The 13,135-nt window shown below is 72.3% G+C and carries 12 protein-coding genes and 1 pseudogene; 7 read left to right on the top strand and 6 right to left on the bottom strand.

What is annotated here, in order from left to right:
- The first annotated feature begins 24 nt into the window (after nt 1-24).
- A complete protein-coding gene (paaN, locus tag ACWGH0_RS00220; protein WP_453401844.1) occupies nt 25-1,716 on the top strand; it encodes a phenylacetic acid degradation protein PaaN in 1,692 nt (563 codons plus the stop codon).
- A gap of 43 nt (nt 1,717-1,759) precedes the next feature.
- Here the strand turns inward: paaN and ACWGH0_RS00225 are convergent.
- From ACWGH0_RS00225 to ACWGH0_RS00235, 3 genes and pseudogenes are all read right to left on the bottom strand, one after another.
- Nucleotides 1,760-2,526 (bottom strand): annotated as a pseudogene (locus ACWGH0_RS00225) (TrmH family RNA methyltransferase).
- 127 nt (nt 2,527-2,653) lie between these two features.
- On the bottom strand, nt 2,654-3,859 hold the full coding sequence (locus tag ACWGH0_RS00230; protein WP_453402049.1) for an HTTM domain-containing protein: 1,206 nt from the start codon (nt 3,857-3,859) through the stop codon (nt 2,654-2,656).
- Nucleotides 3,860-4,002: 143 nt separating this feature from the next.
- Nucleotides 4,003-4,764 carry a DUF5819 family protein gene (locus tag ACWGH0_RS00235; protein ID WP_453401845.1) on the bottom strand — a complete coding sequence of 254 codons (762 nt, stop codon included), beginning with the start codon at nt 4,762-4,764 and terminating at the stop codon, nt 4,003-4,005.
- Between the two features lie 149 nt (nt 4,765-4,913).
- On the opposite strand from ACWGH0_RS00235, the gene paaA reads away from it, so the two are divergent.
- The 6 genes from paaA to ACWGH0_RS00265 all read left to right on the top strand — a co-directional run bounded on the left by paaA (nt 4,914) and on the right by ACWGH0_RS00265 (nt 9,793).
- A complete protein-coding gene (paaA, locus tag ACWGH0_RS00240) occupies nt 4,914-5,903 on the top strand; it encodes a 1,2-phenylacetyl-CoA epoxidase subunit PaaA (protein ID WP_453401846.1) in 990 nt (329 codons plus the stop codon).
- On the top strand, nt 5,900-6,187 hold the full coding sequence (gene paaB / locus ACWGH0_RS00245) for a 1,2-phenylacetyl-CoA epoxidase subunit PaaB (protein WP_453401847.1): 288 nt from the start codon (nt 5,900-5,902) through the stop codon (nt 6,185-6,187). The genes paaA and paaB overlap by 4 nt, the downstream gene beginning before the upstream one ends.
- On the top strand, nt 6,184-6,909 hold the full coding sequence (gene paaC / locus ACWGH0_RS00250; protein ID WP_453401848.1) for a 1,2-phenylacetyl-CoA epoxidase subunit PaaC: 726 nt from the start codon (nt 6,184-6,186) through the stop codon (nt 6,907-6,909). The genes paaB and paaC overlap by 4 nt, the downstream gene beginning before the upstream one ends.
- Nucleotides 6,903-7,400 carry a 1,2-phenylacetyl-CoA epoxidase subunit PaaD gene (gene paaD, locus ACWGH0_RS00255; RefSeq protein ID WP_453401849.1) on the top strand — a complete coding sequence of 166 codons (498 nt, stop codon included), beginning with the start codon at nt 6,903-6,905 and terminating at the stop codon, nt 7,398-7,400. The genes paaC and paaD overlap by 7 nt, the downstream gene beginning before the upstream one ends.
- Nucleotides 7,401-8,486 carry a 2Fe-2S iron-sulfur cluster-binding protein gene (locus ACWGH0_RS00260; protein ID WP_453401850.1) on the top strand — a complete coding sequence of 362 codons (1,086 nt, stop codon included), beginning with the start codon at nt 7,401-7,403 and terminating at the stop codon, nt 8,484-8,486.
- Between the two features lie 158 nt (nt 8,487-8,644).
- Nucleotides 8,645-9,793 (top strand): acyl-CoA dehydrogenase family protein, encoded by a 1,149-nt coding sequence (locus tag ACWGH0_RS00265; protein ID WP_453402050.1) that lies wholly within the window; start codon nt 8,645-8,647, stop codon nt 9,791-9,793.
- 31 nt (nt 9,794-9,824) lie between these two features.
- Here the strand turns inward: ACWGH0_RS00265 and ACWGH0_RS00270 are convergent, their stop codons facing one another.
- The 3 genes from ACWGH0_RS00270 to ACWGH0_RS00280 form a co-directional block, all read right to left on the bottom strand.
- On the bottom strand, nt 9,825-10,169 hold the full coding sequence (locus ACWGH0_RS00270) for a rhodanese-like domain-containing protein (RefSeq protein WP_453401851.1): 345 nt from the start codon (nt 10,167-10,169) through the stop codon (nt 9,825-9,827).
- 148 nt (nt 10,170-10,317) lie between these two features.
- Nucleotides 10,318-11,436 carry a J domain-containing protein gene (locus ACWGH0_RS00275; protein WP_453401852.1) on the bottom strand — a complete coding sequence of 373 codons (1,119 nt, stop codon included), beginning with the start codon at nt 11,434-11,436 and terminating at the stop codon, nt 10,318-10,320.
- A 143-nt stretch (nt 11,437-11,579) separates the two neighbouring features.
- Complete coding sequence (locus ACWGH0_RS00280; protein WP_453401853.1) at nt 11,580-12,998, bottom strand: DUF2252 domain-containing protein; 1,419 nt, start codon at nt 12,996-12,998, stop codon at nt 11,580-11,582.
- Nucleotides 12,999-13,135 lie beyond the last annotated feature (137 nt).

Consider the following 13,135-nt stretch of genomic DNA (forward strand, 5'->3'; position numbering starts at 1 on the left):
AGCTCGACGAGGAGTTGGTCCGCCGTGGCCGCCGAACTCACCACTTCACAGCTGTCCGAGAAGCACCGGACCACGCTCGACAAGGCGCTCGACGTGATCCGCACGCGCGAGTACTGGTCCCCGCACCCCGAGCACCCCAAGGCATACGGCGAGAACGGCAGCCTGACCGCCGCCGAAGGGCTCGCTGCCTTCCAGGCCCTCCAGGGCAGCCGCTTCGAGCTCGACCAGCCCGGCACCGACGGCTGGACGGGCGGCGAGGTCTCCCCGTACGGCCCGGCACTGGGCATCGAGTACCCGCACGCCGACATCGACGTACTGCTTCCGGCGATGCGCGCCGGCATGGCCGCCTGGCGCGAGGCCGGCCCCGAGAACCGCGCCCTGGTCTGCCTCGAGATCCTTTCGCGCATCAGCGCCCGCACGCACGAGCTCGCGCACGCGGTCATGCACACCAGCGGGCAGGCCTTCATGATGGCGCTCCAGGCGGGCGGCCCGCACGCCCAGGACCGCGGCCTGGAGGCCGTGGCGTACGCGTACGCCGAGCAGACCCGCACGCCCGGCACGGCCGAGTGGGCCAAGCCGCAGGGCAAGCGCGACCCGCTCAGCCTCAGCAAGTCCTTCACCGCCGTCCCGCGCGGCATCGCGCTGATGATCGGCTGCAACACCTTCCCCACCTGGAACGGCTACCCCGGCCTCTTCGCCTCCCTGGCCACCGGCAACCCCGTCCTCGTCAAGCCGCACCCCCGCGCGGTGCTCCCGCTGGCCCTCACGGTCCGCATCGCCCGCGAGGTCCTCGCCGAGACCGGCTTCGACCCGAACCTCGTGGCGCTGGCGGTCGAGCGGCCCGGCGAAGGCATCGCGAAGACCCTCGCGACCCGGCCCGAGATCCGGATCATCGACTACACGGGGTCCACGTCCTTCGGCGACTGGCTGGAGGCGAACGCCCGCCAGGCGCAGGTCTACACCGAGAAGGCGGGCGTCAACACCGTCGTCGTCGACTCCACGGACGACTACAAGGGGATGCTGTCCAACCTGGCGTTCTCCCTGTCCCTCTACAGCGGCCAGATGTGCACCACTCCGCAGAACCTCCTGATCCCGCGCGACGGGGTCATGACGGACGCGGGCGAGAAGTCGTACGACGAGGTCGTCTCCGACCTCGCGGCTTCGGTCGCCGGCCTGCTGGGCGACGACGCCCGGGCCAACGCCCTGCTCGGCGCCCTCGTCAACCCCGACGTCAAGGCCCGCCTCGAAGCGGCCGCCGAGCTGGGCGAAGTGGCCCTCCCCTCCCGGGAGGTCACCCACCCGGACTTCCCCGACGCGGTCGTCCGCACGCCCGTCATGGTCAAGCTCGACGGCGCCAAGCCGGACGCCGAAGCCGCCTACATGTCCGAGTGCTTCGGCCCGGTCTCCTTCGCCGTCGCCGTGAACTCCACGCAGGACGGCCTCGAACTGCTGCGCCGCACGGTGCGGGAGAAGGGCGCCATGACCGTGGGCGCCTACACGACCTCCCAGGTCACCGAGGCCGCCATCGAAGAGGTCTGCCTGGAGGAGTCCGCGCAGCTCTCGCTGAACCTCACGGGCGGCGTCTACGTCAACCAGACGGCGGCGTTCTCCGACTTCCACGGCTCGGGCGGCAACCCGGCGGCCAACGCCGCCCTGTGCGACGCGGCCTTCGTGGCCAACCGCTTCCGGATCGTCGAGGTACGCCGCCAGGCGTGACCCCGTCAGCCCCGCGCCGGCGTCCGGCCCGTCGCCGCCCCGCTCACGCGGTGGTGGCGGCGGGCGGCCCGCCCCAGTGGAACAGCGTCATGGCCACACTCGTCGCCAGGTTGTAGCTCGACACCTGCGGCCGCATGGGCAGGGACACCAGCCTCGTCGCGCGGCTCCGCAGCTCCGGTGAGATCCCGTGGCGCTCCGAACCGAAGGCGACGAGCGCGTCGTCGGGCACCTCGACGGACCGGATGTCGTCGCCCTCCGGGTCCAGTACGTACAGCGGCCCCGGCGGCAGGGCGTCGAGGCTCCTGCGCTCGACGGCCGTGGCGTAGTGCAGCCCGGCGCCGGCGCGTACGGCATTGGGGTGCCAGGGGTCCATGTCGCCGGTCGTGACGACGCCCGTGGCGCCGAATCCGGCGGCCAGCCGGACGACCGCACCCACGTTGCCGAGGTTCCGCGGGTTGTCCAGTACGACGACCGGGGCCGGCCTGGGCAGCCGGGCAAGCGCCCGCGCGTTCGCTTCGGCGTCGCGCCGGACCGCCAGAGCCACCACCGCCGTCGTATGTACCCTCGGCACCAGCTCACGCAGGAGGTGGGCGGGGATCTCCACGACGGACTCGGCGAGGACGCCCGACAGGTCGTCGGCCAGCTCCCGCGCGAGCTCCAGAACCGCCCGCCGGCGCTCGCGAGCGTCAGCCGCACCTGTGCACCGAAGCGGATCGCGTGCTTCAGGGCATGGAAGCCGTCCAGCAGAACGGCGTCGGGAGCGGCCTCACGCCACTGCCGCACCACGGCCTCGGCCACGTCCTCAGTCATGGCCTCAGCCTACGGCGAGCCCGTGGCCCGGCCTCTCACCCGACCGGCGTAGGGACCTCTCGCTGATCGCGCACGGGCTCCTCACCCGACCGGCGTACAGATCTCTCGCTGATCCCGCACGGGCCTCTCACTCGACCGGCGTACGGACCTGCTCCTCCTGCGGGCGCCGTTCCACCGGCCCGTCGTCCGTCGCCGCCCCGCGCCGCAGCACCCTGGCCTTCCCACCAGCCGCGCATCGGCCGACCCGCCGCAGGAATCCGGTCGGCAGGAAGACCGCGTCGGCGGCGATCATCGCGAGCGAGAAGAAGGGCAGCCCCAGCAGCACGGCAATCGCCGCGTGCTCGGCGATCATGACCGCGAGCAGGACGTTCTTGACCCGCCGGTTGAACAGCGTGAACGGGAACGCGACCTGAACGACCACCGTCCCGTACGTCAGCAGCATCACGATCACACCGCTGGAGGCCAGCAGCCCCGACAGACCCGGCCAGGGCGAGAAGTAGTCCAGATGCAAGGGGTAGTAGAGGGCGGTGCCGTCCTGCCAGCGCGAGCCCTGGACCTTGTACCAGCCCGCGGTGGCGTAGACGAGGCAGACCTCGGCCATGATCACGGCCAGGCCGGCGTTGTGCACGACGTTGGTGACGACGTCCAGCAGGACGCGGGGATGGCCGGGCGCGTAACGGCCGGCCGCCCACCACAGGGCGTGCACACCCAGCAGCCCCCAGAAGATCAGCAGCCAGCCACCGCTCAACTCGCCCGAGAAGGTGAGCGCCACGAGACAGGCGGCCAGCGCACCCCACAGCACGGGCCCGACCCGGTCGGGGCGGCCGGGATCGCGGCGCGCGTCCAGCGACCACACCTGACCGCACCGGGTCAGTACGAGGTACATCGCCATGAGGTGGATGACGTTGTCGCCGCCGTCGCCCATGAAGATGCTGCGGTTCTGCAGCGACAGCACGCCGACCATGAAGAGGACCGACATGGTCCGGGTACGCCAGCCCACCATGAGCAGCGCCGCGGACACGACCGCGAGCCCGTACACGATCTCGAACCAGACCGTGCTCTGCGACCACATCAGGGCGGTGAAGGCGTTGTTGTCGCCTATCAGCTGCCGGGCCATGTCCCAGCCCCACGGCCCGTCCGGGCCGTACAACTCACGCCGGTGCGGATACTCGAAGAGCAGGAAGAGGAGCCACGTCAGCGAGAAACCGATGCGGACGACGGCGCTCTGGTACGGCCCCAGGGCGGTCGACGTCACGCGCTGGACGCCGCTCGCGAACGCCCGGGCGGGCGCTGACCTGACGGCGGCGAAGGAATGGGCCGACGGCCCGCCCACGGGCGGCGTGCGGTCCGACGCGGCGGGGTCGGACGGCGTGCGGTCCGACGCGGCGAGGTCGGGGGACGCGGGGACGGGCGGCGGGGAGCCGGGGGACGCCGCACCGGCCTGCGCCGGGACTGACCGCGTGCGGTCGGGGGTGCTCACCGGGCCGCCTCCGACGCGCGCCGAGCGCCCTCCGGAAGATCCGCCTCGGTCACCGGCCACCACGGAAGCACCCGATGGGCCGGGGTGCTGTTCGTCTTCTCCTCGCTCCACGACGGCGCCTTCACCCACTTGGTCTCGGACCTGACCTGTATCCGCACGACCTCGCCGCCCAGGTCCTGCCGGGCCAGGCGCAGCATGACCGTGCGCCGTACATAGCGCTCGGAGAGAGCGCCGCGCATGCCGTTCGGCTTGTTCGCGTTGTCGTGGGAGGCGGTGTAGAAGTCCCACGCCCGGCGCAGCGCGTTCTGCACGGTGTGGCTCGGCAGCAGATTGCCGCGTATCGCCTCGCCGTCCTCGGCCGAGAGGTCGATCCAGTCGGTGGTCTTCCACTGCCCGCCGTCCGTACGGACCTGCGCCCGCACCTGTACGGCGATGTTCTGCTGGAGCGGATTGGGAGCGAACAGTTTCCAGTTCTGCTCGAACTCCGGGTAGACCCAGTCGTCGATGGCCTCGCTGTTCTGCTTCGTGAGAGTGTTCGACGGCGCGACGTGCAGGAAGACCATCCCGACATGCACGCAGGCGACCACCCCGACGAAGGCCAGCGCGAGGGCCGCCACCGCCTGGTAGGGCCGGGAGAGGGCCGCTATGCCGCCACCGGGTATCCCGGCCGCGCGCGGGGCCTGTGGGGCGTCTGTGGCGCCCGGTGCGGAACCGTCGTCCCGCCCGGCGGTCACGCCCCTGTCGTCGTACGAATCCATCCCGCCCCGATCACCGTCGGTCCCCCACAGTTATCCACAGGGTTGACACCCTACGGGCCGCCGACTCACCATTGAAGTCATCGGACCGAACGATCGGTCGGTCGGGACGTCGGCGGAGACGAAGCCGGCAGGGACGGCAGGGGGCTCGGATGGCTACAGCAGCTGCGCACCGTACGACGGCTGAGGCGCAGGCCACGGAGGCGGAGCGGACGGCCGCGCACGCAGCGGCGTTCGACGCCGCGGTGGCGGCGGACGAGCGCGTCGAGCCCCGGGACTGGATGCCGGACGACTACCGGGCCTCGCTGGTCCGCCAGATTGCCCAGCACGCCCACTCCGAGATCATCGGCATGCAGCCCGAGGCCAACTGGATCACCCGCGCGCCCTCCCTGCGCCGCAAGGCGATCCTGATGGCCAAGGTGCAGGACGAGGCGGGACACGGCCTGTACCTCTACAGCGCCGCCGAGACCCTCGGCACCAGCCGCGAAGAGCTCCTCGACAAGCTCCACTCCGGCCGCCAGAAGTACTCGTCGATCTTCAACTACCCCACGCTGACCTGGGCCGACGTCGGCGCCATCGGCTGGCTGGTGGACGGCGCGGCGATCACCAACCAGGTGCCGCTGTGCCGCTGCTCCTACGGCCCGTACGCCCGCGCGATGGTCCGGATCTGCAAGGAGGAGTCGTTCCACCAGCGGCAGGGATACGAGCTGCTGCTCCACCTCAGCAAGGGGACCCCCGAGCAGCACGCCATGGCGCAGGACGCCGTGGACCGCTGGTGGTGGCCCTCGCTGATGATGTTCGGCCCCCCGGACGACGAGTCGGCCCACTCCGCCCAGTCCATGGCCTGGAAGATCAAGCGCCACTCCAACGACGAACTGCGTCAGCGCTTCGTCGACATCGCCGTCCCGCAGGCGGAGGCGCTGGGGCTCACCCTCCCCGACCCGGAGCTGCGGTGGAACGAGGAGCGCGGGCACCACGACTTCGGCCCGATCGACTGGGACGAGTTCTGGGACGTACTGAAGGGCAACGGTCCCTGCAACGAGCAGCGGATCTCGCAGCGGCGCACGGCGCACGAAGAAGGCGCCTGGGTCCGGGAGGCGGCGAGCGCGTACGCCGCCAAGCACGGGAAGGCAGGAGCATGACCCACACCGACTGGCCGCTCTGGGAGGTGTTCGTGCGCTCGCGCCGCGGACTGTCCCACACCCACGCCGGCAGCCTGCACGCGCCGGACGCGGAGATGGCCCTGCGCAACGCCCGCGACCTCTACACCCGCAGGTCCGAGGGCGTCTCTCTGTGGGTCGTGCCCTCGGCGGCGATCACGGCGTCCTCGCCGGACGAGAAGGACCCGTTCTTCGAGCCGGCCGCCGACAAGCCCTACCGGCACCCCACGTTCTACGAGATCCCCGAGGGAGTGCGGCACCTGTGAACCGCGTACCTGTGACCGCGGCGCCCGCCGCCCTCGCCCTCGGCGACGACGCGCTGGTGCTGTCGCACCGGCTGGGGGAGTGGGCGGGACACGCCCCCGTCCTCGAGGAGGAGGTGGCACTCGCCAACATCGCCCTGGACCTGCTGGGACAGGCCCGCGTGCTGCTGTCGCTTGTCGGCGACGAGGACGAGCTGGCGTTCCTCCGCGAGGAGCGGGCCTTCCGCAACCTCCAGCTGGTCGAGCAGCCGAACGGCGACTTCGCGCAGACCATCGCGCGCCAGCTCTACTTCTCCACCTACCAGTCGCTGCTGTACGGGCAGCTCGCGGCCGGGGACGGCGAGTTCGCCCCGCTGGCGGCGAAGGCCGTCAAGGAGGTCGCCTACCACCGGGACCACGCCGAGCACTGGACCCTTCGCCTCGGCGACGGCACACCGGAGAGCCACGAGCGGATGCAGCAGGGCTGCGACACGCTGTGGCGCTTCACCGGCGAGATGTTCCAGCCCGTCGAGGGCGTCGACGTCGACTGGCGAAAGCTGGAGGACGACTGGCGCGAGTCGGTCGGCGCGATCCTGGAGCGGGCGACGCTCACCGTGCCCGAAGGGCCGCGCAGCGGCGCGTGGGCCGCGGGAGCCGGCCGCCAGGGCCTGCACACCGAACCGTTCGGCCGGATGATCGCCGAGATGCAGCACCTGCACCGCAGCCACCCGGGGGCGACATGGTGACCGAGACGCACCTGGAGGCCGAGCTGCGCAGGGTCGCGGGCGCGGTCCCCGACCCGGAGCTGCCGGTGCTCACCCTGGAGGAACTGGGCGTCCTGCGCGGCGTCCACGTCTTCGGGCCCGGCCGGGTCGAGGTCGAGCTCACGCCGACGTACACCGGCTGCCCGGCGATCGAGGCGATGTCCTCGGACATCGAGCGCGTGCTGCACGACGCCGGCATACCGGAGGTCACCGTGCGCACCGTCCTGTCCCCCGCCTGGTCGACGGACGACATCAGCGCCGAGGGCCGCCGCAAGCTGGCGGAGTTCGGCATAGCCCCGCCGCGCCCGCAGCCCGCCGACGGCGGACCCGTGCCCCTCACCCTGTCGGTGCGCTGCCCGCACTGCGGCTCCACCGACACCGAGCTGCTCAGCCGGTTCTCCTCCACCGCCTGCAAGGCGCTGCGCCGCTGCGTCTCCTGCCGCGAACCGTTCGACCACTTCAAGGAGTTGTAGATGCTGTCCTCAGACGCCGGACGGGCCGGGTTCCATCCGCTCCGGGTCCACGAGGTCGAGCGGCTCACCGACGACTCCGTGGCCGTCACCCTCGCCGTGCCGCCCGAGCTCCGCGAGACCTTCCGGCACACCCCCGGCCAGCACATCGCGCTGCGCCGCGTCGTGGCCGGCGTGGAGATCCGCCGTACCTACTCGATCTGCGCCCCGGCCACCCGGGCACCGCTGGACCCGGTGCTGCGGGTGGGCATCAGGCTGGTCGACGGCGGTGACTTCTCCACGTACGCCCTCAAGGAGCTGGCCGCCGGAGACACGGTCGAGGCGATGGCGCCGACCGGCCGCTTCGTACTGGAGCCGCGACCGGGCCGCTTCGCGGCCGTCGTCGGCGGCAGCGGCATCACGCCGGTGCTGTCGATGGCCGCCACCCTGCTGGCGCGGGAACCCGACGCCACGTTCTGCCTCCTGCGCAGCGACCGCACGGCGGCCTCGACGATGTTCCTGGAGGAGGTGGCCGACCTCAAGGACCGCTACCCGGACCGGTTCCAGCTCGTCACCGTGCTCTCGCGCGAAGAGCAGCAGGCGGGGCTGCCGTCCGGCCGGCTCGACGAGAACCGGCTGACCCGGCTGCTGCCCGCGCTCCTTCCGGTGGCGGACGTCGACGGCTGGTTCCTGTGCGGGCCGTTCGGTCTCGTCCAGGGCGCAGAGCGGGCGCTGCGCGCCCTCGGGGGGGCGAGGAAGCGCATCCACGAGGAGATCTTCCACGTCGACGACGGCACGGGCACGGCCACCAGCACGCCGGTCACGACCCTCACGAGCAGCACCCTCACCGCCACGCTCGACGGCCGGTCCGGCAACTGGCCGGTGCTCGACGGCGAATCGCTGCTGGACACGGTGCTCCGCAGCCGCGCGGACGCCCCGTACGCCTGCAAGGGCGGGGTCTGCGGCACGTGCCGGGCCTTCCTGGTCTCCGGCGAGGTGCGGATGGACCGCAACTACGCGCTGGAGCCGGAGGAGACCGAGGCGGGTTACGTACTGGCCTGCCAGTCGCACGCGGCGACGGCGGAAGTGGAGCTGGACTTCGACCGCTGACGCGCCACCGCGCCGCCCCGCCGTCCGTACGCCGCGTTCACCGTCGCCCCCCCCTCCCCGCCTGTGTTCATTTTCAGGAACGTGTTCTATCTTGACGCTCCGTCAGACGGCGGACGTCGGACGTGTACGCGGTTTCCGGGGCGCGGGAGGGCAAGGACGTGGACTTCACCTTCACCGAGGAACAGCAGGCGGCCGTCGAGGCGGCGAAGGCGGTCTTCGCGGGCGTAGCGCCCGACCGGGTGCCGAGCCCCGCGCTCACCCCGGGCGCGGTGGCCCAGGACTTCGACCGGTCCCTGTGGGCCGGGCTCGCCCGCTCGGATCTGCTGAGCCTGGTCCTGGCCGCCGAACACGGCGGCGCGGGCCTGGACCCCGTCGCGCTCTGCCTCGTCCTGCGTGAGTCCGCGAAGGTGCTCGCGCGCGTGCCGCTGCTGGAGACCAGCGCGGTCGCGATGACCGTCCAGGCCTACGGGAGCGCCGAGTCGGCCGCGCGGATCCTCCCCCGCGTCGGTCGCGGGGAGCTGGTGCTGACCGCCGCCGCCAACGGCCGCACCGGCCACGATCCGGCCGAGCTGGCCGTCACCGCGCACCGGGACGGCGACTCGTGGCTGCTCGACGGGGTGCAGACGGGGGTGCCGTGGGCCCACGGCGCGGACCGTATCGCCGTACCCGCGACGCACCCGGACGCCCACACGGACACGGGCCGCGCCGTGGTCGCCCTGGTCCCGCGCGACCACGCGGGCGTCACCCTCGCCGATCAGGTCTCCACCAGCGGCGAACGCCTCGCCGAAGTCCGCCTCGACACCGTGCGGATCAGCGACGACGAGGTGATCGACGCCGACGGCGCCTGGGAGTGGCTGCGCGATCTCCTCACCACCGGCACCTGCGCACTGGCGCTGGGACTCGGCGAGCGCGTACTGGCCATGACGAGCGAATACGCCGGAAAGCGGGAGCAGTTCGGCCACCCCATAGCCACTTTCCAGGCCGTCGCCGTCCAGGCCGCCGACCGCTACATCGATCTGCGCGCGATGGAGGTCACCCTCTGGCAGGCCGCCTGGCGGCTGGCCACACGCTCACCGGGAGCGCTGCCCGTGACGGGCGACGTGGCCGTGGCGAAGATCTGGGCGTCCGAGGGCGTACGCCGCGTCGTACAGACCGCCCAGCACCTGCACGGCGGCTTCGGCGCGGACACCGACTACCCGCTGCACCGCTACCACGCGTGGGCCAAGCAGATCGAGCTCTCGCTCGGCCCCGCCGCCGCGCACGAGGAGGCCCTGGGCGATCTGCTGGCCGCCCACGCCCTCGGCTGAACCGAGGGACGCGGGAACATTCCGGGCAGGCTCAGAGAACGAGGGCGGGGCTGCCGTTGTCGGTGACCATGGGGCGTCCGGCGCCGTCCCAGGCGAGCATCCCGCCGTCGACGTTGACCGCGTCCACGCCCTGGCGCACCAGGTACTGCGTGACCTGAGCGGAACGGCCGCCGACACGGCACATCACATGGACCCGCCGCCCGTCCTCGGCCGCTTCCGTGAGCTCACCGAAGCGGCTCACGAAGTCGCTCATCGGGATGTGCAGCGCGCCCTCGACGTGACCGGCCGCCCACTCGTCGTCCTCCCGTACGTCCAGCACGAAGCCGTCGGCGGGCACGGCGGCGGCGTCGACGGAGGGGAACGGGGCGAAGTTCATGGGTCATGCCTTCTCTCGTACATACACGGTGTGCGTACTCAGTGTGCTCGTCGCAGTGGGCGCGGGCGCCGGTCCCGGTACGGCTGCCGCGGGTGCGCTCGCCACGGCGGCCCGCCCGGAAGCCTCCCGCCCAGCCCTCTCCGGCAACCTACTGCACCAGTCTGGCCAGTTCCGCCTCACGCTCGGAGACCTGTGCGAGCAGCTGCTCGGCGATCTCCTCCAGCAGCCGGTCCGGGTCCTCGGGAGCCATGCGCAGCATCGACCCGATGGCGCTGTCCTCCAGCTCCTGGGCGATCAGCGACAGAAGCTCCTTGCGCTGCGAAAGCCATTCCAGCCGGGCGTACAGCTCGTCGCGCCCGGGCAGCAGCTCCTTGGGCGCCGGACCCGCCGCCCACTCCTCCGACAGCGCGCGCAGCTGGTCGACGTCACCACGCCCGTACGCCGCGTTCACCCGCGTGATGAACTCGTCCCTGCGCCCGCGCTCCGTCTCGTCCTGCGCGAGGTCGGGGTGCGCCCTGCGGGCCAGTTCGCGGTACAGCTTGCGGGCCTCCTCGCTGGGCCTGACCCGCTTCGGCGGCTGCACGGCCTGCTCGGTGAGCATGGCCGACGCCTCGGGGGAGAGACCGTCCGAGTCCATCCAGTCGTGGAACAGCTCGTCGACGCCCGGCATAGGCATGACGATCGCCCGCGCCTCCTCGGCCCGGCGGCGGTCCTCCGGATCGCCCGTGCGGGCTGCGGTGGCCTCCGCGATGCAGGCGTCCAGCTCGTCGAGGCGCGCGTACATCGGGCCGAGCTTCTGGTGATGGAGCCGGGAGAAGTTCTCCACCTCGACCCGGAAGGTCTCCACCGCGATCTCGAACTCGATCAGCGCCTGCTCCGCGACCCGCACAGCCCGCTCCAGCCGCGCCTCCGGCCGCTCCTGACCGGAATCCTGACCGGAGTCCTGACCGGTCTCCTGGCCGGAGTCCTGGCCAGTGCCCTGGCCGGAGTCCTGGCCAGTGCCCTGGCCGGGGTGCTGACCAGAAGCCTGGCCAACGTCCTGACCGGGGTCGTGGCCGGTGTCCGGGGCGATGTCTCGGCCCGGGTGCTGAGCAGAGTCCTGGCCGGGGGCCGCGCCGGGGTCCGGGCTCTGCGCCCCTGCCTGCTCCTGATCACCGCCGGCGGCCGGCCGGGCGGCGGCCGCGTGCCCGGGCTCCTGCCCGGCCGCGTGCGGGTCCTGCGCGTCGTCGTTCCGGGTCGTCGGCTCCCCGGGAGCTTCCTGAGTCACCCGACCAGCGTACGGGCGAGCCACCCACCCGCGCCCACAACCCCACCAGCACCCCACACACCGGGCGGCCCGCCCGCCGCCCCGAGTCCCCCGCCGCCCCTGGTCCTCCTGGAGCGCGGGAGCCCCAGGAGCCCGCGCCGCGCCTACACGCCGTGCTCGGCGGCTATTCGTCCGTCCTTGATCGCCGACATCAGGTCGCTGTGATCCGCTTCCGTGCGGTCCGCGTACGCCACCGCGAAGCGCGCCACGGCCGCGTCGAACTCGTCGTTCTTGCCGCAGTATCCGGCGACCAGTCGCGGATCCACGCTGTGCGCGTGCGCCCGCGCCAGCAGCGCCCCGGTCATCCGCCCGTAGTCGTCCAGCTGCGAGGGCTCCAGCGCCGCCGGGTCCACGCTCCCCTTGCGGTTGCGGAACTGGCGCACCTGGTACGGCCGCCCGTCGACCTCGGCCCAGCCGAGCAGGTTGTCGCTGACCACCTGCATCCGCTTCTGCCCGAGCACCACCCGGCGCCCCTCGTGCCCGGCCCTGGGCACCGGGAAGCCGGCAAGAGACAGGTACGGCGTCAGCGCCGAGGCCCGTGCCTCCTTCACCTGGAGCACCAGCGGCTCTCCACGGTGGTCGATCAGCAGCACCACGTACGACCGCGTACCGACGCTGCCGGTGCCGACGACCCGGAACGCCACGTCGTGGATCGCGTACCGCGCGAGCAGCGGCAGCCGGTCCTCGGGCAGCGTCTTGAGGTACCCGCCCAGCGCCGAGGCGACCGCGGCCGCCTCCCCGTCCGGCACCCGCCGCAGCACCGGAGGCGCGTCCACGAAGCGCCGCGTCCCGCCCGGCCCCTCGGCCGTTGCCTTCGCGGCGAAGCGCGCGCTGGTGTTGTTGCGGGCCTTTTCCGCCACCCGTTCCAGCGTGCCGATCAGGTCCCGCGCGTCCGTGTGCGAGACGAGTTCCTCGTCGGCGATCGCGTTCCACGCGTCGAGCACCGGCATCCTGGCCAGCAGCCGCATCGTCCGCCGGTACGCCCCGACCGTGTCGAAGGCCGCCTGACGGCATATGTCCTCGTCGGCTCCCGTCTGACGTCCGGCGAGCACCAGGGACGTGGCCAGCCGCTTCACGTCCCACTCCCACGGCCCGACGACGGTCTCGTCGAAGTCGTTCAGGTCGATGACGAGGCGGCCTCGCGCGTCGCCGTACAGGCCGAAGTTCGCCGCGTGCGCGTCGCCGCAGATCTGGGCGCCGACGCCGGTGACCGGCGTACCCACCAGGTCGTGCGCCATGAGCCCGGCCGAGCCGCGCAGGAAGGCGAACGGCGAGGCGGCCATGCGGCCGACCCGCAGCGGGGTCAGCCCGGGCACCCGGCCGCGACTCGACTCCTCGACCGCGCGCACCGCGTCGGGCCGGTCCACGGCCAGCACCAGCGAGTCGTGCGAGGCCCTGGGCACCCTCGAACGCAGCGCCTTGCCCCGGTCCTTCGGCGACTCCTCCGACCGGCCCGGCGTGCACTGCGCGAATCCCGGCACCTCCGGAATCCGCCCGGACCGCACCGTCTCGTTCTCGGTCATGGTGTGCCGCCTCCCCGCCTCGCACAGCACCGCTGCCGGCGATCAGCCGACAACATCAACTGTTGACGACCGTACCGTCGTCCCACGACGGCCGTCTCCCCCTGTGGACAACCTCGGACAACCTCCTGTGGACAACG

The organism is Streptomyces sp. NPDC054887 (genome assembly GCF_053610585.1).

What these genes read in the sequence shown, in the direction of transcription:
- ACWGH0_RS00235 (WP_453401845.1), bottom strand. Translation starts at nt 4,764, where the DNA reads ATGGATTCGTACGACGACAGGGGCGTGACCGCCGGGCGGGACGACGGT.
- paaA (WP_453401846.1), top strand. Translation starts at nt 4,914, where the DNA reads ATGGCTACAGCAGCTGCGCACCGTACGACGGCTGAGGCGCAGGCCACG.
- paaB (WP_453401847.1), top strand. Translation starts at nt 5,900, where the DNA reads ATGACCCACACCGACTGGCCGCTCTGGGAGGTGTTCGTGCGCTCGCGC.
- paaD (WP_453401849.1), top strand. Translation starts at nt 6,903, where the DNA reads ATGGTGACCGAGACGCACCTGGAGGCCGAGCTGCGCAGGGTCGCGGGC.
- ACWGH0_RS00260 (WP_453401850.1), top strand. Translation starts at nt 7,401, where the DNA reads ATGCTGTCCTCAGACGCCGGACGGGCCGGGTTCCATCCGCTCCGGGTC.
- ACWGH0_RS00270 (WP_453401851.1), bottom strand. Translation starts at nt 10,169, where the DNA reads ATGAACTTCGCCCCGTTCCCCTCCGTCGACGCCGCCGCCGTGCCCGCC.
- ACWGH0_RS00280 (WP_453401853.1), bottom strand. Translation starts at nt 12,998, where the DNA reads ATGACCGAGAACGAGACGGTGCGGTCCGGGCGGATTCCGGAGGTGCCG.